The 22,907-nt window shown below is 36.4% G+C and carries 18 protein-coding genes and 1 pseudogene; 11 read left to right on the forward strand and 8 right to left on the reverse strand.

Going from position 1 to position 22,907, the window contains the following annotated elements; genetic code table 11:
• Positions 1-100: 100 nt before the first annotated feature.
• Both ACFSX4_RS00465 and ACFSX4_RS00470 read left to right on the forward strand, forming a co-directional pair.
• Positions 101-1,276 (forward strand): MFS transporter, encoded by a 1,176-nt coding sequence (locus ACFSX4_RS00465; protein WP_377770448.1) that lies wholly within the window; start codon positions 101-103, stop codon positions 1,274-1,276.
• A gap of 603 nt (positions 1,277-1,879) precedes the next feature.
• On the forward strand, positions 1,880-3,601 hold the full coding sequence (locus ACFSX4_RS00470; protein ID WP_377770450.1) for a DUF2207 domain-containing protein: 1,722 nt from the start codon (positions 1,880-1,882) through the stop codon (positions 3,599-3,601).
• Positions 3,602-3,732: 131 nt separating this feature from the next.
• Here ACFSX4_RS00470 and ACFSX4_RS00475 read toward each other — a convergent pair whose 3' ends face one another.
• Entirely contained in the window at positions 3,733-4,581 is an 849-nt protein-coding gene (locus tag ACFSX4_RS00475) for a VOC family protein (protein ID WP_377770452.1), read from the reverse strand.
• 371 nt (positions 4,582-4,952) lie between these two features.
• On the opposite strand from ACFSX4_RS00475, the gene ACFSX4_RS00480 reads away from it, so the two are divergent.
• On the forward strand, positions 4,953-8,501 hold the full coding sequence (locus ACFSX4_RS00480) for an SIR2 family NAD-dependent protein deacylase (RefSeq protein WP_377770454.1): 3,549 nt from the start codon (positions 4,953-4,955) through the stop codon (positions 8,499-8,501).
• A gap of 50 nt (positions 8,502-8,551) precedes the next feature.
• Entirely contained in the window at positions 8,552-9,643 is a 1,092-nt protein-coding gene (locus tag ACFSX4_RS00485) for a metallophosphoesterase (RefSeq protein ID WP_377770456.1), read from the forward strand.
• A 533-nt stretch (positions 9,644-10,176) separates the two neighbouring features.
• Here ACFSX4_RS00485 and ACFSX4_RS00490 read toward each other — a convergent pair.
• The 4 genes from ACFSX4_RS00490 to ACFSX4_RS00505 all read right to left on the reverse strand — a co-directional run bounded on the left by ACFSX4_RS00490 (position 10,177) and on the right by ACFSX4_RS00505 (position 13,179).
• Positions 10,177-10,977: a hypothetical protein gene (locus tag ACFSX4_RS00490; protein ID WP_377770458.1), complete on the reverse strand. Its 801-nt coding sequence runs from the start codon at positions 10,975-10,977 to the stop codon at positions 10,177-10,179.
• Between the two features lie 68 nt (positions 10,978-11,045).
• Positions 11,046-11,864, reverse strand: coding sequence for a LolA family protein (locus tag ACFSX4_RS00495; protein WP_377770460.1), 819 nt, complete (start codon positions 11,862-11,864; stop codon positions 11,046-11,048).
• 357 nt (positions 11,865-12,221) lie between these two features.
• Positions 12,222-12,485, reverse strand: coding sequence for a hypothetical protein (locus ACFSX4_RS00500; protein ID WP_377770462.1), 264 nt, complete (start codon positions 12,483-12,485; stop codon positions 12,222-12,224).
• Positions 12,486-12,576: 91 nt separating this feature from the next.
• Positions 12,577-13,179: a DUF5067 domain-containing protein gene (locus ACFSX4_RS00505; RefSeq protein ID WP_377770464.1), complete on the reverse strand. Its 603-nt coding sequence runs from the start codon at positions 13,177-13,179 to the stop codon at positions 12,577-12,579.
• A 618-nt stretch (positions 13,180-13,797) separates the two neighbouring features.
• On the opposite strand from ACFSX4_RS00505, the gene ACFSX4_RS00510 reads away from it, so the two are divergent.
• The 3 genes and pseudogenes from ACFSX4_RS00510 (at position 13,798) to fosM (ending at position 16,370) form a co-directional block, all read left to right on the forward strand.
• Positions 13,798-15,618: a P-loop NTPase fold protein gene (locus tag ACFSX4_RS00510; protein ID WP_377773395.1), complete on the forward strand. Its 1,821-nt coding sequence runs from the start codon at positions 13,798-13,800 to the stop codon at positions 15,616-15,618.
• Between the two features lie 42 nt (positions 15,619-15,660).
• Positions 15,661-15,915, forward strand: a pseudogene (locus ACFSX4_RS00515) (GNAT family N-acetyltransferase); the annotation flags it as partial.
• Positions 15,916-15,947: 32 nt separating this feature from the next.
• Complete coding sequence (gene fosM, locus ACFSX4_RS00520; protein ID WP_377770466.1) at positions 15,948-16,370, forward strand: FosM family fosfomycin resistance protein; 423 nt, start codon at positions 15,948-15,950, stop codon at positions 16,368-16,370.
• A gap of 171 nt (positions 16,371-16,541) precedes the next feature.
• On the opposite strand, the gene ACFSX4_RS00525 is transcribed toward fosM, so the two are convergent.
• From ACFSX4_RS00525 to ACFSX4_RS00535, 3 genes are all read right to left on the reverse strand, one after another.
• Positions 16,542-16,877, reverse strand: a complete 336-nt coding sequence (locus ACFSX4_RS00525; protein WP_377770468.1) for a type II toxin-antitoxin system PemK/MazF family toxin — start codon at positions 16,875-16,877, stop codon at positions 16,542-16,544.
• The gene (locus ACFSX4_RS00530) at positions 16,871-17,122 is read right to left on the reverse strand and encodes an AbrB/MazE/SpoVT family DNA-binding domain-containing protein (RefSeq protein WP_377770470.1); all 252 of its coding nucleotides are present in this window, start codon (positions 17,120-17,122) and stop codon (positions 16,871-16,873) included. Before ACFSX4_RS00530 ends, ACFSX4_RS00525 begins: the two co-directional genes overlap by 7 nt.
• A 101-nt stretch (positions 17,123-17,223) precedes the next feature.
• The gene (locus ACFSX4_RS00535; RefSeq protein ID WP_377770472.1) at positions 17,224-18,147 is read right to left on the reverse strand and encodes a 1,4-dihydroxy-2-naphthoate polyprenyltransferase; all 924 of its coding nucleotides are present in this window, start codon (positions 18,145-18,147) and stop codon (positions 17,224-17,226) included.
• Between the two features lie 117 nt (positions 18,148-18,264).
• On the opposite strand from ACFSX4_RS00535, the gene ACFSX4_RS00540 reads away from it, so the two are divergent.
• From ACFSX4_RS00540 to menB, 4 genes are read left to right on the forward strand one after another with little or no spacing between them, the layout of a single operon-like run.
• Positions 18,265-19,635 (forward strand): isochorismate synthase, encoded by a 1,371-nt coding sequence (locus ACFSX4_RS00540; RefSeq protein ID WP_377770474.1) that lies wholly within the window; start codon positions 18,265-18,267, stop codon positions 19,633-19,635.
• Positions 19,625-21,277 carry a 2-succinyl-5-enolpyruvyl-6-hydroxy-3-cyclohexene-1-carboxylic-acid synthase gene (menD, locus tag ACFSX4_RS00545; protein WP_377770476.1) on the forward strand — a complete coding sequence of 551 codons (1,653 nt, stop codon included), beginning with the start codon at positions 19,625-19,627 and terminating at the stop codon, positions 21,275-21,277. The genes ACFSX4_RS00540 and menD overlap by 11 nt, the downstream gene beginning before the upstream one ends.
• Positions 21,270-22,067 carry a 2-succinyl-6-hydroxy-2,4-cyclohexadiene-1-carboxylate synthase gene (menH, locus tag ACFSX4_RS00550; RefSeq protein WP_377770478.1) on the forward strand — a complete coding sequence of 266 codons (798 nt, stop codon included), beginning with the start codon at positions 21,270-21,272 and terminating at the stop codon, positions 22,065-22,067. The genes menD and menH overlap by 8 nt, the downstream gene beginning before the upstream one ends.
• Positions 22,068-22,886 carry a 1,4-dihydroxy-2-naphthoyl-CoA synthase gene (gene menB, locus ACFSX4_RS00555; RefSeq protein WP_377770480.1) on the forward strand — a complete coding sequence of 273 codons (819 nt, stop codon included), beginning with the start codon at positions 22,068-22,070 and terminating at the stop codon, positions 22,884-22,886. It abuts the gene before it with no gap.
• Positions 22,887-22,907 lie beyond the last annotated feature (21 nt).

A 22,907-nucleotide genomic window follows, 5' to 3' on the forward strand; every position in this document is an offset into this window, starting at 1 on the left:
GTAAGCTGCCTGTAACGGGCAGCTTTTTTTCATTATATTATTTACAATCCGGCTTCAATCAGATAGAGTGATGCTCATGTGATAAAAAGGAGAGCGCAGCATGAGTGATACAAATAATAAAATATGGTCGCTGTCATTTAAATTTATAGTGACTTCAAATGGTTTACTGTTTATGATTTTTGAAATGCTTCTGCCGACACTGCCGTTGTTTATTACTGCAATGGGTGGCGGAGCAAGCCAGGTCGGAATTGTGACCGGCATATTTATGCTGTCGGCAATTTTAACACGTCCATTTGCCGGAATTCTTGCAAGTAAGATAGACAAGAAATATCTTTTAATCCTGGGGATTTTAATCAATGCACTGGCTACCGGTGCATATTATCTTTCGAATGACATCACAACACTGTTGATTATCCGTCTGTTCCATGGTGCGGGATTCGGGCTCGCAACGACTTACTTCGCAACACTTGCTGCGGAAATTATTCCTGCACACCGGCGTGGAGAAGGGATTGGATACTTCGGTCTCGGTGAAACGATTGCTATATCAGTCGGTCCAATGATTGGTATTTTGACGTTGGAATTGTATGATTTTCAGAGATTATTTCTCGGTGGATTATCTGTACTCTTTTTGGCATTGATAATGGCAGTGTTTGTGAAGCGTGCACCTGACGGCAGGGAATTGGATAGAAGAGAAAATGTAAAGACGAAAATTCTGGAGAAAAAAGTGCTCTTTCCTGCATTTCTGATTTTGTTAGTCGGTATTGCGGCAGGAGGAATTATGTCATTCTTTTCTCTATATGCTCTGGAAAAAGAATTTTCGCATGTCGGTTTATTTTTCTTCCTAATCGCAGCCGCAAGTTTTTTGGTTCGTTTGGTGTCGGGGAGATTATTTGACTTGTATGGTCCGTCAGTAATCTTAATCCCGGGTGCCCTGAGTTCCGTAATCGGGCTCGGACTTCTATATTTTGCGGACAGCACAGGCATGTTTTTCACTGCTGCGGTATTTTATGGCTTTGGTTTCGGGGCGCTGCTGCCTGCGATCCAAACGTGGTGTATGAATTTGGTGGAACAAAATGAACATGAAGATGCGATGGCATCCTTCTTTAACTTTTTTGATATTGGTATCGGAGGGGGTTCATTAATTCTCGGGATCATCGCAGATGCATTGTCTTATCAGGCAATATATCTGGTTGCGACAGTGATTTATATTATTTTTCTAATCATATATTTAATTCATGTTGTTTTAAATCGGCGGCCAAATGTAAATGTCAGATAAGACGATGTTAAATAAAAAATCGGATGATATTGAGGTGCACCCCTGGAGTTGAATTTTGGAGTTCAACTTCAGGGGTGCACCTCCTTATTTATCATCAGTGTTATTTTTTTTAGAAAGGCTGTAAATAAAAAGAAAAAGTATTACGATTGGAAAAATTATTAACCAATATGGAAACCAAATCAATTCTATAGTTAAATAAATTCCATAAATAAAAAACATCCAAATACAGTTTAATAAAATAATGACTGAGATTTTTGACATTATTTTTCCACCACCCCAAGTTTTTTATAAACAAAAACTTCATATCTATAGTAATTATAACTTATATTTATAAATTTACCTACAATATTAAATTTTACCATTCAGTAGTGTTAATAGAATCTTCTATTTCTTTATTATCTGTAATTAGTAATATCTATATAGATCTTCACAGACGGATATTTAAGTCAAACATTAATTTACTACGATTCTTAGATCTCTGGATTCCTCATTAGTTAATCACGTGTCTTTGATATTTAGAGTGGTGTACTTGTCTCTGTAAAAATGGAGTAATAATGGTAAGATTAATAATAACATTTGATTAAATTGAGAGGGAGATGGGTTATGAAACATCTGATGATGGGGTTCCTCATTTTGGGAATGTTCCTGACACTGAGTCCGACTGCTTTTGCGAATGAAATCAACAGTCTGTATATGGATATAGAAATTAATGAGGATGGCTCTGTATCTGTAACTGAGACGCGTGAAGCGGATATGTCGGAAGGAACAGAGAATTATATTGTCTTTAATGATGAAGATATGGGAGACGTTAATGTCACTGATTTCTCTGTGGAAGGATTTACAGAACAGGAAAACTGGGATTTAGATGCAGATATTGAAGAGAAAGCAGGTCAGTACGGTACCGTTGAGACTGATGACGGAATTGAACTTGTCTGGGGTATCGGGGAATATGGTGAACAGACATATGTGGTTTACTATACGCTTGAAAATGCAGTACGCAATTTAGATGGCGGTCAGTCACTGTACTGGAATTTTGATACATTCACCGGTCTGCCGGTAGATGAATTTACAATGTTTGTGACATCCACAGTGCCGTTTGATGAAGATTTACAGTTTTGGGGATTTGGTTTTTCAGGTGATATAAATCGGACGGATTACGGTGTCACCTGGACATCTGAAGAAGCGTTGTCGGATGGTAACGATGCGGTACTGTTAATGCATTTTCCAGAGGGCACATATAATACAAGTGTAACAGGGGAAGGGACGCTTGAAGATGAAGCAGAGGAAGCCATGGACGGTTCGATTTATGATGACGGTAGTCTCAGCGGCTGGTCAATTGCTGCGATTATCGGCGGTAATGTCGCAATCATCGGCGGTATCGTGATGTTCTTTATACGATTCAATTCGAGACGTTCGAAAGCAGGACACATTGAATCCGCTTCTGCCGTCACTAAACGAAATAAAGAAAAAGAGCGAGATACACCGCCTGCAGTTAATGATTACGCCTCTATTGCCTTTGTACTGAAACACTTGAACATGGGACATTTCGAAGAGATATTTCAGGCATATATGATGAAATGGACAAATGATGGTGATATTACGATTGAAATCAATCGTAAAGAAGGGCAGAAAATAGATAAGGCTGAGACTGAAATTACCATTCATGATTATCAGGATTTGGTTAAAAATCATTCGACTTCTTTTAAAGAAGTCAGCAGTGAACTGAAAGATAATGGGATTGACGGCAGCTATGAGCCACTGCTCTTTAAGATGTTGGTGGATGCGGCGGACAGTGACGGCCGTATCGATGGTGACCGCTTCAAAAAATGGTCGAAGAAAAATGCGAAATCAGTAAGTACAGTTGCGGATAAAATTGTAGAGTATTCCATGAAAGTGCTTGAGGCAGACGGCTATTTTAAATTTGATAAGCAGAGAATCGTCGGCTTTAAAACAACAATTATCATACCGTCGGAAAAGGGAACTGCACTGCTTGACGCACTCGCACAGTACAAGAATTATCTGAAAGCAGATTACAGCCGTGTTTATGAAAATGAGGATTACAGACAGCATATGATCTGGAGTCTCCTTGTCGGTGAAGGTGAGGATGTTCAAAAACATCTGTCGAAAGTGACACCAAAAGACAGCGGCGATTATTATCCATCATATGTGAATTACTACTACGGACCGCACCTTGCATCACAGTCATGGTCGAAAGGGCTCGGACAGGGTGGATTTAATTCATCTGCTGCTTCCGGAAGCGGCGGCGCGACAGGTGCTGGAGGCGGTGCCGGAGCAGGCGGCGGTGGTGGTGGCGGTGCGAGATAATACGTGCCGGACCAGCGAAGAACCGTTTAAAAATATCGTGTAAGCATTTAAAAGCCGGACGACAATTCCAGTCGCCCGGCTTTTCATGTTTAATTTAAAGGGTCATACAGCCAACAAAAACCATCCAAATTTTAAAATGCCATGAGTACTTTATTACCTGAGGGATCCTGACTGTAAAATCCATGTTCCGATGCACACACTTCAAAACCTAGCGCCTGAAGTCTTTTAACAGCATCAGACAGTGTCTCTTCAGACGGATATCTTAATATATATTCTTTAAGACCGACACTGTTGTCAGGCGGAGACGGCGCATTTTTACCATTCCATGTATTTATGGCAATATGATGATGGTAATTTTCAAAAGACAGGAAGGCAGCCTGTTTTCCGAGAGCAGCGACTGTCTTTAATCCGAGCCCCTCTGTGTAAAACGGCAGTGCAGCATTTAAATCTGAAACATGCAGGTGCAGATGGCCTATAACAGTATCTTCAGGCATGCCGTTCCACGGCTGATGGGGGTCATAACTTTCCATAATCCCTTCAACATTCAGCGGATCAGTGACCATATGAACAGAATCTTCGTGCCAGATCCATTGGCCGGCATCACGGTCACGATACACTTCGATACCATTACCATCCGGGTCGTTAAAGTAGAGTGCCTCACTGACATGGTGATCACCCGCACCTAAATCAACATTCTGCCTGCTGATGTGCATCAAAAATGCAGCCAGCGACTGCCTGTCGGGTAATAAAATTGCGAAATGATAAAGTCCTGTTGTTCTGCCCTTACGAACCGGATTTTCCGGTTGATACAAAGAAAGAACAGGGGATACGCCGTCTGTAGTTAAATCGATGTGGTGATGATCCTGATAGAGTATTTTTAATCCCACTATTGTTGTATAAAACAAGGCCGAAGCATTTAAATCACTGACGTTAATACTGACGTGTTCAACATGTGCCGCAGGCGGTTGATGAAAGTTCATATTATTTTCTCCTTATATAAGTTACTTTATGTAACTAAGTATATATTCAAAAGTATAATATATCAAATATAGTGTTCTGCCGATAGAAGATAGTGATTCAAGATTGTTTTACATTTGAGTGTCGAGTGGGTGAAACTGAGAATTATTTCAATTCTAAAGACTTTTTAATTTTCCTTCTCATTATTTAAAATATACAAAGTTAGAAATTAGATTTTAGTATTAAACTGGTTATAATTTTAAAATATAGTTATAGTATTTTATAAGAAATAAGGATTACAAAATTGGAAATGTATTCATTGTGGGATTGAAAAAAGAAACCTAATAAATTTCATGTTCTTTTTACAATAGTAATTATGAAAGGATGGTTTGATATGGACGACATCAAAGTTAAATTTAAAAATAAACTAACTACTTATAATCACTTAAAGAAAATTAGAGATAATCTATGGCCGAAGATTGGGAGTAGCAAAGTTTCTATTATGGTTGGAGCAGGGTTTAGTTTAAATGCAAGGAAATTAGATGAGTCTTTAGATAGTATGTCAACATGGTCAGGAATTAAAGAACGTATAGAGCAAGAACTTGATGTAAATAAAGTATCAAAAAATTTAAATGTATTGGAAATTGCAGAAGAATACGTTAATGAGTATGGGAGGGCAAATTTAGACGATTTATTAAAAAAATGTATTCCTGATGAACACTATGAGCCGCATGATATTCACAAAAAATTATTAAAGCTCCCTTGGTCTGAGGTATATACTACAAATTATGACACTCTTTTAGAAAGAACTTTACCTGACATTGTAGATCAGAGATACTCTGTTGTTCAAGATGTTAAAGATATTCCAAGCTCTACTTCTCCAAGAATAGTGAAATTACATGGTAGTTTCCCCTCTATCAGGCCCTTCATTTTCACTAAAAAAGACTTCGATGAGTACAATAAAAATTTTGCACCTTTTGTTAATATGGTGCAACAGTCAATCATGGAGAATACATTTATTCTACTTGGTTTTTCCGGTGAAGACCCGAATTTTGAACAATGGATAAAATGGGTTAGAAGTAATCTAGGTGATCATATGCCTAGAATATATATGTTGGCATATGATGAAGGCCCCAGAAGAAAAGAACTCGAAAATAACGGAATTACAGTAATTGATTTTAAAGAAGTTTACGGAAATCAAAGTGAAATTTATGAGACCATGTTTAAGGATATATTTGAGTTCTTTTCGTATAGAGACAGGAAAGAAGAAAAGGACTGGCCATACCTTCCCTATACTTCTTCAAATAAAAACATTTCACTTTTAGATATTTTTATAGAGAACCATAATAGTTATCCTGGATGGATAGTCCTACCTGAAACAATTCGAAGGAATAATATAGAAACTGTCCAAATGGCTGTAGGTAGTTTAACTAAAGATATCGTGAAAGACGAGATTTCAATATATGAGAAAATAAATATTGTTTATGAAATTAATTGGGTTAACAGTATCTTCAGTATTCCAATTGATATTAGACTTCAAAAAATAATGGAGAACCTAGTAGATAAGCAACAAGATAATAATATTTCCTTAAATGCTACAGTATTAAAATTACTAACAGAAGCTAGGATGAATTGTGATGTAAGATTATTTAAAGAATATGTCTCAATCTTAAAAAAACAGTCTCTAAGTAAAGAGTTTTCTCATCAACTTACTTATGAACTAATACAATTTGAAATGTTAAAACATGAATATGATAACGTAAAATCTTTATTAGAGAATTGGTATTTAGAAAGAAATGATATTGAATGGATAATAAAAAAAGCAGTTATTCACTTTAAAATTGGAGAAGCTAATCTATCCAAAAAATTATTAGGTGAAAACTTAGAAACTATTAGAAACATCATTGCTCGGAATAGTAACCATAAATTACTGTCGCTAGAGGGGATAACACTTACTTTATTATTATTATATGGGGAAGAAAAATTTCAAAATTTTAAACATAGATTGGAATATTTAGAGAGTGAATTAAGTAACCCGTTAAAAGAACTAGAGTCTTTATACTATAGTGTTAAAAAATCTAAATCTGCAGTAGAAAAATCAATGATATTAGAAGAAGGATATGATCCTAATTCTATCTTAAAAAGTTATAGATTTAGGAATACAAATGATCCTAATTTTATTACATCGTATAGAACTATAAAACTCTATGATGAGTTTGGTTTAACTTTATTAAATAGTGAATTACAAAGAGAAACAATTAATTTATCCCTAATAAATCAAGAGTCTTATTATCCTTTTTTTACATGGTCTCTCTACTTAAGAATTGGAGACTATAATAATATAAACCAATTTTTTTCTCGTAATAATATAAGGAAATTGAAAAAAAAAGAAGTTAGATTATTGGCAACTATTCTATTTAATGAATTTGATAATAATTATAAAAATAAAATTGTATTAGAGCTATTGTCTAGAATATATTTTGTACTTAATGAAAATGAAAAGAAAAAAGTTGATAAAATTGTATTTACTTTATTTACGAATACAGAGTTTTACAAAACTTTTCAAATTGGATCTGTAAAAATACTCGAAAAACTCTTTAATAGGATTGTTTATAGTAAAAATAAAAATGAAAAAGAAATCTTTATAGTAAAAATATATGATCTGCCTATTTTGGGAGAAGCTTCTGGAAACATTGCAGGGGTTAGAGTAGATAAATTTAATATTTTTGATCCAACTATAGTTCTCAATGTAGGCATGAAAATAAATCTCGATATCGCTAACGAAAGGATAGATGAATTATTATTAATTCTTGAAAATGGAGATAGGTGGTGTTGTGATTTAGCGCTTCAAAGATTGAATGTTTTGTTTGAAACTGGTAATTTAAACTCTGAATACCAAAATGAATTTAAAAAAAAGCTTAAAAAAATACTTATAGAGAAAGAATTTAGAAGTCATTTCCTTTTGTATTCTTATTTATTAGTTATAATTGGAGATAAAAATCTTCAAAATACTTATTTAGAAACCCTTTTATCTAAACCATTCCCTGTATCATATGACCCTAATTCTGGAGCGACTTCATTTGGAGGTGGTTTAGCCGATCGTTTGAAAGACTTAAAGAATATTTTTCCAAAATTAAGATTTTCAGATAAACATTTCATTGATTTTAATAACAATGTCTTTAATGATGTTATAGAGCTTTTTTTTGCTTGGTGGGATACTCAACAAAAATGGCTATTAACAAATAATGAAGAAGACCTCATCGATAGTGATAATGATTTACTTCAAATGATTAATTTTTTAAGGATATCTTTATTATCAAACATGCCATTAGAAAATTTAAACAAAGATATTACAAAAAAATTATTAACTATTTATGAAAGCTTAAACACTCATAAAGAAAAATTTGCATTAATGTTAATACCTGTTCTTTGTAGATTACGTGTTATTCCTGAGAACAACCTTCAAACAGTTTATAATGGATTGACGAGTAACGATGGCTTTACCATAGAATCATCGATAGCAGCTATGCATGATGTTTTTTATTTAATTTTTTTAGGAAAATTAGAGTTGAATACTGATTTAAGAGAGTTGAAAAAAGAGATTCTAAATGTCCTGAAATTTGGGAACGAATTATCCCAAAATCACATATTAAAACTTCTAATTACTTTATTAAATGATCAGCCTAATTTTTTTTCTGAACAAGAATTAGAATTAATTATAGATAAATTGAACTCTCTATTCAATTATTATTCTAATGACTTTTCTAGAACTTTATTAAGTATGAATGAGAAGATGCAATTGTTATCTCATATTTCAAATTTAGCAGGTGAAATTTATTGTCTTGAACCTCAACTTAGAAATAAGATTAATCAATTGAAAGAGTATGTATTATCTGAATCACTACCGGAAGTGCAACAATTCAGTTTTTTATTTTCAGAATAGTTATTCATTATTTTAATACTAATTTTATTACCGAAAAAGGAGATGCACAGTTGATTAACATCGAAAAGGTAGAGGTAGATTCGGAGAAGCGTATGATAGTAATTTCCGATATACACGGCAGTTTAAAACTGTTTCAGAGGCTCTTAGAGAAGATTGATTATACAGATAATGATTATTTGTTTATCAATGGGGACCTTGCTGAGAAAGGGAAAAATAGTCTTGAAGTGATTGAATTTATAAAAAATCTGGATGAAAAATCTAATCGGGTCTTTGTATCAAAAGGGAACTGTGACATTATATTTAAATATGTGCTGGACGGTAATGAGAGGATTCTTTCATATATGCGACAGCAGCAGTATTCTTTACTAAATGAAATGATTGTTAATGAGGGGAAGTCGATGGATGATTTCTCTGAGATAGAAAGTATCGCTGAATTTTATCGAAATCATTATCAAGATATGTTTGACTGGCTTGATTCTCTGCCTGAGGCTTATGAAACAGACGATCATATTATTATCCATGCCGGTATTAATGGAACAAAAGTGTGGCGGGAGACAGATGAACTTACAGCACTATCGGCAAAAGCATTTTATGAAAATGGACATCAAGCGGAAAAAATGGTTATAGTCGGTCACTGGCCGGTGGTTAATTATCAGACAAATCTTGTCAGTTCAAACAACCCTTTAATTGATTTGGAGAAGAAAGTAATCTCACTGGACGGCGGAAACCAGATTAAAATAGACGGGCAGCTTAATGCTTTGATTATTAAAGACGGGATGTACTCGGATACATATGTGGATGAATTAACGATTGAAAAAACAGTTCAAACAGATTTTCAAAATACAACAGCGGGTGTCGGTACCGTCACTTATCCCAATTATGAGTTAAGAATAATACAACCTGAACAGTACTTCACACTTTGTGAAAATGCTGTATCGGGCATCAGACAGTGGGTGAAAAATGAGTATCTGACAACGAATAATAATATGACATATTCGAGCGATGTAAGTACTACGTTTCTTTCAGTGCAAAAGGGTGAGAGAGTAAAGGTGATTAATGCATCATGTGAAGGATATGTCCTGATAAAGAAAATGAATGGAGATACAGGATGGATTTCAAAGTCATGCTTGAGTGGTGAATGATATGAAGCACAGGCGTTATTCAGTAAAAACTTGTGTTCAGGAAAGCCAATAAAATTTCCCCCTTAATTATATTTAAGGGGGAATGAGGAGTTATATTCTAATTTCACTTCTTTGATTATTTGGTAATGTAATAGTCTACTTAGCATTATTGTTAATATTTATTAAGCTTGAAAATAAAGCATACAATACATATAAAGCTGATAAGATTAAAATTAAACTCGCAAAAATATTATAAATATCATTATTATAAATATTTATGAAAGTTATTCCAAGATTATCTAAAGTACCAAAAAAATTATTAAGGGGTCGTGTATTAAAATTTAGTAAGTCCATTAAAAATAGAATAATCAAGGAAAAGACAACAGAAAACAAAGTACTTAAAATTCTCTTCATTTTATCCCTCTCTTTTAAAATTTTTTTGTTCATAACTTATAGTTAAAGAATCATGGTGCAGTATACAATATAATAGTAACTGTTATAGTTATTAGGCCGACTATAGTTACAAATTCTATGAGAATTAAGGGGATATTACATTATCGATTCTTATTAATCATGACTTGGGCATACAAGGCAATCCAAAGTGCGTGGGGAAAATCATCTGTATGATTTTCAATTTCTATATTATGTTTTTCTCCACGCCTTTTTGTGCCTTTTTCTCTGGATAAGTCAAAGAAACTGCGATCAGCTTTTAAAATATTTTCTTCTGAGTCATGGGGACTGATGACTGCATCGAAGCTCAGATAATCATTATTAAAATCATATTCTTTTTTATCATCTGTGAACCGGTAAGACAGAAGTTTTTTAGCTGCCTTATCTTTAATGACTTTTTTCGATTCGAAATAACCGCTCTTTTCATCATTGATATAAACATTATATCTATACCTTGGAAGAAGGGGGTTCACAGGTGATAACTGAATTTTATAATCAGATGATTCAAGTACCAGTCCATACACCGGGAAAATCCCCAGTATACTCAGCCATTTTTGTAAAGAATTATTAAAGTAAAGCATATATTTCATACGCGTTTGTCCATAAATTTTAATGGGCTGGTTATCTACCATATATAAAGGTGACTGATAAAAATACTGATTGTCTCCGAGGGAGTGTTCGGGTATATCACTGTCATCTTCCAAATGCTTTAAATATTTTTTCTGAGACTGGTTTCTGAAGACAAAACTAATGATAATAACCGCCAGTAATACAAAAGCTAAACCATATAACATCCAGAGGGAATTATCAAAAAATGTCTGATTGCCGAGAGCTGTATTTACAGTATCCACCACAGCCGCTATCAAAATGAGCAGGAATAATATCATTAATCTTCCGGAATTCATTTGTTAAAACCTCCAAATTCTTGTCTTAAAAAGACTGCCTGAAATCCGCAGACAGTCTGTATCATTTATTAATCAATCGTATCTTCCAGATCTCCATCAACCACGTCTATATCTTCAGGCGCAGTAAATAGTGATTCATCAAATGCCGGATTTACTTCATATTCGATGATTTCTATATCACTTTCCGCAGCACCGACAGATGCTTCATCATCATTCTGTCCGCTTTCCTGCTTCACTTCAAAAAATGTTTCCTGATCAAACCAGTACCCGGTGGTTTCACCGTCCTGTTCCGCTTCAACATGGTAGGTTTGAAAGCCGTTGATATCCTCTTCACCGATATAAGTGAGTTCTGCATTTTCAAGAAGCTGTTCATATGGATATGCTCCCGTACTTAAATCATCCATTTCCTCAGCATTTGTTCCAGACTCATGACGTATGGCTTCTGAATCACCTTCATCATAAGAAATTGTATAGTCCGGATCGTTTAAATCAGTAAGCTGATAATTTACGGGCATTGCATTGTCTATCGCCTCACCGTCTTCTTCACCTTCCATCATCATTTCAACTTCGAGACGGTTGTAGTAGGCATCCTCTTCCATGAACTGCCACTGTTTTTCAGTGATTGACTGAGTCAGCTCTGCTTCAGGCATATTTTCTTCTTCGCCGTCTGCAGCGATATCAATTTCACTTTCTGTCACGAAATAAAGCCCATCAAGCCCGTCATAAAATGCGGCAGCTTCCTCTAAAACATCTTCAGCAGAAGGCTCTGTATTTTCAGCTGTTTCTTCACTGTTTTCTTCCTGAACTTCTTCCTCTGACGATGTTTCAGTGTCATTGCTTTCTGTATCACTGTCGTCACTGCACGCTGTTAAAAATAATACGCTCATTAGAGAACCTGCGAATAATTTTTTAATAGTAACCCTGCTTTCTATAAGTATTTAATGTAAGTATTACCTTTAAAAACTCATTTAAAACATATTTGCTAAAATTTGGGTTTATTTTATGTCAGGTTAATTTAATCAGAGTTATTATTATTATTATTCATGACGGGTAAGAATTATGTTCTTAATTTATAATACTTTCAGTATTATGTTATGTATTGGGATATTGGAAAAATTAATCAGTGAGTTTGGGGGGATAATTACATTGATTATTCTGCCGGTATTAAACACAGTTGAAGAAGAAGTAAGATTTGAGAATAAATTATAATCAAACAAAAAAACACGGCAATTTGCCGTGTTTTTCTACAGACGCTGATATAGGTGGCCTTTTAATTCTTCGGTATACTCGAAATAGCATTCGGTAATAAAGTCCTCAGAGTCTGTTTCAAGAATTTCAAGTTTTAAAAGCTGTTCTCCCTTGCCAAAGAAGGGGAGTGACTGTTCTGCGTATTCTTCTGTCAGTTTGTCGTACAGTTCCTTTGCATCTTCATCATTTTCATAAGTGTGTTGTTTTACGACCAGTTCTTCACCGGATTCTTCTATTGTAGAAAGTTTAATATCCAACATTATTGTGTCCTCCATTCAAGGTACCATATTATACCAGGTAGTTGTATTAAACAAAAAACCAAGAGAGAGGTATCTCCTGGCTTTAAGCATATTATTCTTCAGTCTGGATTTCAATTGTTTCGTCTACTGGATCAGAAGTTTCTTCCGCCATTGGGTTTTCACGGCTTTGAAGTACTGTTTCTAAACTTGTATCCACCGGACCGTATCCAACGACTGCCGTTGCACTTTCACCAGGTTCAACTAATTCACCGGATGCTGTAATAGCATCACTGTGTTCGTTGTCTTCAGGAACATCCATTGTTAAGTTGTCTAATGTTGTTTCACTACCGTCAGCGAGCTGTCTGACCGCAAAGTCCATACCGAAAGCTTCAGCAGGTGATGTTGCTACATCAGAGTTATTAGTGAATTCAAATTCAACAAGTACAATTTCAGTAGGTGAAGGTTCTTCTTCACCTTCAGCAGGCTCAGCGTCCGGATCTGGTTCAACAGTGACCTGGTCGTAGCTGAGTACATTGTAGTCGCCGTATTCACCAGTATATGATACAGTTCCGTTTGATTCGCTGCCGTTTTCCTCAGTCGTTTCGTCAGTACCCTCATCCGCAGATTCATCGTCAGATGCACTATCATTGTTACATGCACCTAGTACTAAAGCAGTCGAAAGTCCGCCGGCGAGTAAGTATTTCTTTAAACTCATGGAATTTCCTCCTAAATATTTTTCTCTCATTTTTAATTATATTCATTATTTTAAAAATAATCAATTTTTAGAAACCGTTTTTATGAGATTTACTTTTATTTGATGTAAAATAAAATAACACAAATGTTTCTTCATGCAGTGCTGCTTTCATGATGAAACACATCTGACAGAATATATTAAATACGCTAATACAGAAATTTCAGGTGTTTTGGTTTATAAAGTAATTTTAATCAAAACTGAAGAAATCATTGATCACATCTCATTAAACTGGATTTCATTACTTATTCGTTGGCGGGGTGTGACAGTCTTCTGTTTAAAAGTACCGTTTCTCGAATTTCCAGGATTAAAGGTAGTAACTAAATCTCAAAGGTAACCGTTTTTATTGATTTATTTACACAAACTTTTAAAGGGTCTCGTTATGTTCTATTATTGACTAATAAATCAATCTTTTTGAAGGTGTTTTGGGCAAGTTATAATTATAAGAGTTTACTAGCCGAAATTCAGACAAAAACAATAAAGAATATGATAAAAAATTAATTTAAATACTTGAGAATGTGGGAGTGATGCACTATTATTGATGAGCTAAAACAAGAAATTGACTATTTTTATAATACCTATATTGATTGTGCGAATAAAACAGGTGTAACGTTATTGAACGGTAGATGGGGTAGTGGAAAAACATACTTTTTAGATAGATTAAGAGAGAGCAACACAAAGTATAAATATATTGAGATGGACTTTTGGGGAGAAGAAATTTCAGGTCAAAACTTTATTTTAATAGCGAAAAAACTGAGACCTATAAAGTTTTTATGTTACAAGTTTACTTACCCAATAATAGTAGTAATAATCTCTGCAATAATACCTTTATTAGGCTACTTATTTACAGCTGACATCTTTATTACTTCAGTTTTTACCAACAGTATATTACTATTATTCTTTATCTTTTTTATAATAGCTTTGTTACTACAATTCAAATATTATTTTTCTAGTTCAGATATTTTAGAAAAAAACTCTAAAAAAATAGTTGTAAATTTTTCGAATCCAAATAAAATAATTATTATTGATGATTTTGATAGAATATCTTCTCAAGACCGTCAAAATTTATACGCTATTATTAATCTGCTTAAAAGTAAGAAAAATAAGATTATTATAGTTGGGGATATATTACAAATAGATCGAGATATAAGGGATGGTTTCGTAAGAAAAATTATAGATTATAGATATGATATAGATAATCTTCATACTTCGAAGTATTTATATACTAAAATTGAAGAGGAACTACAAAAGATGGAAGTTGATACTTCTTCTATTGAAATGACCCTTTTGAGAAGTGATTTTATCAATAAGAAAAGAACATACCGAGATTATAAACAATTTTCTGAACTCATAAATGATCATGTTTTTAAGAATAGAAATATAAAATATATCAATTCTAATGAAAAAGTTTATCTTTTATATTTATATCATTTTTACTACGATGTATATAATAAAATTATTTCGTTTATAAATTCTGATCAAATTGCATTTCCGGCAATTTCACAGTCTCGGAAGTCAAATTCAAAGTCAGGTAAAGAAGATTTTATGAATGAATTACAAGATGAATATCAACTGAATGATTTGCTGTATCCATTTAGAAACAGTAAAGATTTAAATTCACCATCCTTATTTGATGGGTATCATGATTTATATATAGTTGGCAATGGGAAAAACTTTAATGACATAAAGTTGGCACTTAAATATAGTAAAGTTTTATCTGCTGATAGTTTTAAAAAAGTTATAGAGTTAGATTTACAATCTCAAACTTTATTTAGATCAAGAATTTATAGACTTGTGGTAATAAACCAAGAAGATAAAAATCTATTGATAGAATATTTAAGTAGTAGCGTAAATCTATTATTTGCTAATAATCAATACAACGAAGATACTAGCTTTAACAACTTAATCGTTGCTACATTTTTTAATTTGAAAACTTTTTTAATAAAAAGTCCAGAATTTAAGAAGTGGTACATGAATATAGCATCTGCTATTAATTTAAATAAATTATTTTTCTTAAAAGTAAGATTTGATCGAGAAGACAATATCTTGACCTATGAAGAATATGAATCTATCGTACAGGCGAAAAATATTGTTTTTAATGACGAATCATTTTATGGCACATTACAGTTGCTAAAAAATTATGACAAAGAAAGATTCAATGAATTAATTAAGGATATTATTAACAGTAATGACGAGGAGTTTTATGAAACATCAAAATCACGCTTGTTATCTGTATTTATTAAAGACGGCAAAGAAGAAATTCAAATGTTACATGAAACGATAATTGAATCTCCTAAATTGAAAGATGAATTTTTAGCAAGAATTAAAAAAATTGAGAATATACAATTTAGAAAGGAACTATTATCATATTTCAATATCGCCGATGAGTATCACGCATGGTAAATTACAGGAGAAGTGAAATTAAATAGCTTCTTAGATTGATAAGGGGAACCAAATGTCAGAGGACAGGGTGTCGGTCAAAAGATGCTTGAGGAAGTTTTGAAAATTGCTTTTGGGAAACTCAAGATGCATCGTGTGAGTCTGGGAGTATTTGATTTTAATCAATCAGCCGTATCTTGTTATGAAAAAGTCGGCTTTACAAAAGAGGGACTTCTTCGTGACAGCAGAAAAATCGGGAATGAATATTGGAGTTTAATTGAAATGAGCATACTTGAGAGTGAATGGTTTGAGAACCATTGATTCAAAAGCGAAGAGTTTATGGAGGATTATTAATGAATATCAAAGGCATTAACCATCTTTTGTTTTCAGTTTCTGATTTAGAGAAATCAATTAAATTTTATCAGGATGTATTTGATGCAAAATTAATGGTAAAGGGGAAGACTACAGCATATTTTGATTTGAACGGAATGTGGCTTGCGCTTAATTTAGAAGTGGATATACCGCGCAATGAAATCAATGATTCTTATACACATATTGCTTTTTCAGTAGAAAATGATGAAATAGATCATTTATATAATAAACTCAAGTCATTGAAAGTAAATATTTTATCCGGACGACCGAGAGATATCAGAGATAAAAAAAGTATATATTTTACTGACCTTGATGGGCATAAATTTGAGTTCCATACAGGGACTTTACAGGACAGGCTGAATTATTATAAAGAAGAGAAACCACATATGGATTTTTATGATTAGCATGCTTTCCACAAAAAAAAGAGCCGTCAAAAAACGGCTCTTTAGTATATTTAGAGACCTGTCAGCCCTGAATCAATAATCCAAGTGATAACAGCGTACCGAAAATGGTATTTATTTTCCCCATGGATGCCATGGCTGGAATCAGTTCGACAGGTATTCTTCCATAGTTTTTTAATTTACAATTTCAGAATGTGCAATGATGGTTTCTAAGATATTGGATTTAAGGTCATCATGGATTTCATCAATAACTTTAGTGTTTTGTACTTTTAAATCCAATGCTCTAATTTGTACAGTATCAATGATGCCGGTAATATTATTATTTTTAGTTTTGACAGGTAAATCGGATGGCTGTCGCCGACTTCTGTTTGTGATTGGCATAATCCAGCTAAAAGATGAACCGTTGTTGATAAGGTCATTACTGACCACAACACAAGGTCTGTATTTTTTCTTTTCTCTGCCGCGTGTTGGATCTAAATCAACTGTGATGACATCAAATTGTTTTACCATAATTCTTCCCCTTCTGCTTCTCCGTAATCGACTTCATGTTCGCTGTACTGACCCCCATTACGATAAAAGTCCTGAATCTCATCTTTAAGTGTTTTTTCTCTTTTCGTGAATATGATGGTGCAGTCTTTAATCTGGACATCCAGGTCATCACCGATTTTTAATCCTGCCTGTGTTAGTATCGTTTTATTTAAACTAATCGCCTGACTATTGCCATTTTTAAATACTCTTGATAATACTTTGGACATTGTTACACCTCCTAAAGATATTATACCGTGTGTAAGTACAATGTAAATACATTTGTGATATAAAAAACAAGTCACCGAAATAGGTGACTTGTTTTTCAAATTTAGAGACCTGTCAGCCCGTGAATTAATAATCCCAGTGACAACAGCATACCGAAAATGGTATTTAATTTACCCATGGATGCCATGGCCGGAATTAGTTCGACCGGGGTATGTCCTTTTTTCCAGAGTTTCACTGTTTTTACCGCAAGGGGTATAGACAACAGCGGCAGCAATAAGAATAAAGAACTTTCCGGTGCGAAAAATGCGAACCATATTATGAATAAATAACCGACCGCAAGGAGCAGGGCGGAAGTATTGACGGCATTTTTTTTACCGGCCAATATGACAAATGTTTTTCTGCCGCTTTCTGCATCTTTTTTCCGGTCTCTGATATTATTCGCCATGTTAAGGAGTCCGATGGTAATCGCAACCGGGATTGAAATTAACAGTGGAAAATAATAATGTTCGAGTGAACCGGTGTGGATGAAAAATGTAATCATAATGATGACGGTGCCCATGAAAAGTCCTGCAAAAATTTCGCCGAAAGGTGTCCAGGAAATCGGGAACGGTCCGCCGGTATAAAGATAGCCGACAGCCATCGATACTGCACCGATGACGAGTATCCAAAGGGATGACTGGAATGCGATGTAAAGCCCGATCAGAGCGGCGGTGAAGTAAAACGCAACCGCAATCATATAGACGGTTTTCGGACGCATACCGTTTCTGACGATGGCACCTGCGATGCCGACGGATTCTTTACTGTCAAGTCCTTTTTTATGGTCAAAGTATTCATTGAACATATTGGTTGCGGACTGAATCAGGATGGTTGCGATGAGCATCGCAGCAAACATATCCAGCCGTATATCTGAAAAAGCGAGGGCACTGAATGTGCCGACAAAGACCGGAACAAATCCCGCAGTCAGTGTGTGGGGTCTGGTCAGTGATACATATTTTTTGAAACCTGTTAATGTTTCGGTGGTCTGCATGATGATCTTCCTTTGTGACATGATTCATTTATTTTATCACAAATAAAGTGTCTTACGTACACAGTGAAATTAATAAATGATAAAATAGTACTATCTATGTTGAAAGAAGTGTATAAGATGCATTTAGAAGAACAACGAAGTACTTTGGAAGGCTTGAAAATCGATGCGGATAAAGGATTTTTAACGATGCACTTCAATATTTCTGAGTATGATATCAATGAGGAAAAATTATTCAGTTATTTTAACTCTTATCAGGGTCAGAGGTATTGGTTCCGTTCCAAAGATGAGCGGTATAATATTGTCGGAATCGGCTATATTAAAAGTATTTCTAAAGATAAATTTTCAAGTGCTGTGATGTCGGAAGAGAAAGCAGCGCTTTACAATGATATTCAGCAGGTTGATCTCGATAATGATTTAAAGGGCCGCCTGTCTTTATTCGGCGGTATTAAATTTGATGACAGCCATAAAACGGATGAATGGAATCAATTCAGACATTCGGAATTCCATCTGTCGAAGTGGCAGTTCTCACTCTCAAACAATGAGCTGTTTTATACCTTTGAAAATAATGGGGAATCTCTCACACAGACATTTGATGAAATCCATCAAATTTTAAGTGAGATTGACAGTCATACAGTTCAGGAGTCAGATAAGCCTGAGTTGAAAATGATGAAGGATATTTTCCCGGAAGAGTGGAAAACACTTGTAGATGAGGCGGTGGACCGGCTCGATGAGGATGCTTTCTTGAAAGTGGTACTGTCAAGACAGCGCTTAATCCGTTTTGATTCAAATATATCCCCGTTATTTCTGATCAACCGTCTGAATGATGAGAGCGGGACCTATACGATTTACTATGAAAAAAATGAATCGTCATTTGTTTCAAAATCACCGGAGAAACTGTTTGATATTAAAGATAATGCCCTGTCCACCAATGCGGTCGCAGGGTCATCCGAGCGGACGCTCGATGATGATGAGAACCGGCAGTCGAAAGCATTTTTATTATCCGATGATAAAAATCTGTATGAACATGCGCTTGTCAGGGAGTCGATTGTTGAGGATTTAAAACCGTACTCACATTATGTGAAATATAATGACATTCCGGAAATTATGGAAAATAAATATATTTATCACCTGCATACACCGATTACAGCGCGCCTGAAAGACGATGTGGATGTCTTTCAGCTGATCGGCGCCATTCACCCGACACCTGCTGTCGGCGGGATGCCGAAGGCGTTGTCAGAAGCGTACATTACTGAGCATGAATTCGGTACACGCGGTTTATACGCAGCACCGGTCGGTATTGTGGAAGAGAACAACAACAGTGAATTTGTCGTCAGTCTGAGATCAATGCTCGTCCGTCAGAGAAGTGCATCATTATTTGCCGGCTGCGGCATTGTGAAGGCGTCCGGCAGTGAGGAAGAGTTTAAAGAAACAAGTGTGAAGTTCACACCGATGTTAAATGTGTTGGGAGTGGAATGGAGTGAGTCATAAAACGGCACTGACAGAACAGATATTTACGCTCGTGGATATGCTGTACAGAGAAGGCATGACAACGGTAGTCACATCACCGGGATCTCGTTCGACACCGCTCGCACTCGCAGCGGAAATTCATCCGGGCATCCGGACGTTCATCCATCCTGATGAAAGAAGTGCAGCATTTTTTGCCCTCGGCTTAAGTAAAAAGGATAAACAGCCGGTCGGTTTAATATGCACCTCAGGCACTGCGGCTGCGAATTATACACCGGCGGTGGCGGAAGCGGATTTGAGTCATATTCCGCTCGTTATTTTAACGGCTGACAGACCGGCGGAACTGAGAGATGCCGGTGCACCGCAGGCAATCATACAAAATAATATGTACCAGAATTATGCAAGATATTTTACGGAACTGCCGATCGCTGAATCCGGCGTGCCCCAGGGTTTTATTCTGGATAATAAAGTCCGCAGGGCGGCTGCGTTTTTCGGCGGTACTGCATGCGGTCCGGTGCACTTTAATATTCCCATCCGTGAGCCGTTGATGCCGGATATGAACAGGGTGGACCTGTTTCACCGTGAACCGTCTCGGACACTCACGCGTACTGTCCCTGACAGCATCGAGGCACTCTCCGGACACATACTGGTGATACTGGGTGAAACCCATACGGATTTAACAGATGTCAAAGCGCTCGACTGTGACAATGTGACGGTGATTGCGGATCCGAGACAGCATTACCGGCTGCATCACTCCGATGTGATTACGAATCATGATTTAATATTTTTAAGTCTGACAGATACACAGATTCAAGATCTTGAGACACAGTTTGATTATATTATCAGAGTGGGTGAACCGCTGACATCAAAAGCATCGAACCAGTTCCTTAAAAGAACGAAGATACCGCAGATTGTCATCAGCGAATATGACAATATTAAAACGTTCCCGAAAGAGCCGGTGAAGGTTTATACCGGAGATGTACAGGCAATACTCGATCAAATCATTACATCCGGTGTACCGGGCAGTGATTTCCTGACACGTGTCAATGAAGGCATCGGTGATATGATTGAGAAGAATGTACGTCACTACGGAGACGAAGGTCGTATGATGTATGAAATTTTAAATCAGCTCGATGACAGTCATTCCATCTTCTTATCGAGCAGCATGCCGATCCGTGATTATGAGAGATACGATTTAAAAAATGTCCACCGTGTGTATGCGAACCGCGGAGCAAACGGAATTGACGGGGTGGTATCCACCGCGCTCGGCATGTCTGCAGGTGAAAAGATGACACTCATCATCGGGGACGTTGCTTTATACCATGACATGAACGGTCTGATTATGGCAAAACTTGAACAGCTCAATATTAATGTCATTGTCTTTAACAACAACGGCGGCGGTATATTCAGTTTTCTGCCGCAGTATACACATAAGGAACATTTTGAGCGTCTCTTCGGTACGCCGATTGATCTGAATTTTAGACACACAGCGGCGCTTTACGGCTATCCGTATACTGAAGTGGAAGATGTGGAGGATATTACAGCAGATTTACTGAACCGGGACGGGCGGCAGATAATTGAAATCCGTACAGACCGGACTGAAAATCTGGAGTCACATCAGGCGTTAAAAAACGAAATTGCGACGAAGGTGCAGTCTATTGATTAATCTGCATGCTGAATTTCAGGATAACGGACAGGAAAAGACAGTGATTCTGCTTCACGGATTCTTAAATGACCGAAGGAGCATGGCGCACATCGGCAGCAGCTTAAAACAGTGCGCCAATATTTTAAGTGTGGACCTGCCGGGTTTTGGTGAATCGAAAAGTTTCGGCATCGATTATACAATGGATGACATTGCAGATGCCTTATATGCCGTTCAAAAGAAATATGATAGAGAGCACATTCAAACATATATGCTCGGTTATTCAATGGGCGGAAGGGCGGCACTGTCTTATGCCTGCAGGTATCCCTCGACGTTATTCGGCCTGATTCTTGAAAGTGCCTCTCCCGGAATCGAAGACAGTGCAGAGAAAAAAGCGCGGATTGAAATCGATGATAAGCGTGCACTGGAGATGGTGCAGGATTATCCTGCATTCATTCAGTCGTGGGAAAACATGGGGCTTTTTAACAGCCAGACAGAGGTGGATGAACAGGTATTTAATGAACAGCGTAAAGCGCGGCTGTCTCAGATTCCAAAAGAAGCGGCAGACAGTCTGAGGAAATACGGCACAGGCGTGCAGCCGTCTTACTGGGACCGGTTAAAGAGTGTGGACATACCGGTGTTACAGCTCGTTGGCAGCCGGGACGAGAAGTTTATTTCCATCAATCAAAGGATGAATGACTCTTTCCCGGATGCGGTTTTAAATATTGTTGACGGGGCGGGGCATAATATTCATTTAGAAGTGCCGGAGAAATTTGATACAATAGTAAGTGAGTTTATAAATAGGAGGATTTAGATGGCTAGAGAATGGGAAACAATTAAAGAATATAAAGAGATTAAATATGAATTTTATAATGGGATTGCGAAAGTGACAATCAACCGTCCGGAGGTGCGTAATGCGTTTACGCCGCTGACAGTGTCTGAAATGATTGATGCGTTCAGCCGTGCGCGTGACGATCAAAGAGTTGGTGTGATTGTACTGACGGGTGAAGGTGAGAAGGCGTTCTGTTCCGGCGGAGACCAGAAGGTGCGCGGTCACGGCGGTTATGTCGGTGAGGATGAAATTCCACGCTTGAATGTGCTGGATTTACAGCGTTTAATCCGTGTTATTCCAAAGCCGGTTGTGGCGATGGTGTCGGGTTATGCGATCGGTGGCGGTCATGTGCTGCATGTCGTATGTGACTTGACGATTGCTGCAGAGAATGCGATTTTCGGTCAGACCGGCCCGAAAGTAGGATCGTTTGATGCAGGATACGGTTCCGGTTACCTGGCACGTATCGTCGGCCATAAAAAGGCGCGTGAAATCTGGTATTTATGCCGCCAGTACAATGCAGAAGAGGCGCTTGATATGGGGCTTGTTAATACTGTGGTTCCTTATGAAGAGCTTGAAAATGAGACAGTCAAATGGTGTGAGGAAATGATGGAACACTCACCGACAGCACTCCGCTTCCTAAAAGCAGCGATGAATGCTGATACAGATGGTCTTGCAGGTCTTCAGCAGATGGCGGGAGATGCGACACTGCTTTACTATACAACGGATGAAGCGAAAGAAGGCCGTGATGCGTTTAAGGAAAAACGCTCTCCGGACTTTGATCAATTCCCTAAATTCCCATAAAAAACGAAACCCATCTCCGGA

The organism is Corticicoccus populi (genome assembly GCF_042686195.1).
Classification (GTDB): Bacteria; Bacillota; Bacilli; order Staphylococcales; family Salinicoccaceae; genus Corticicoccus; species Corticicoccus populi.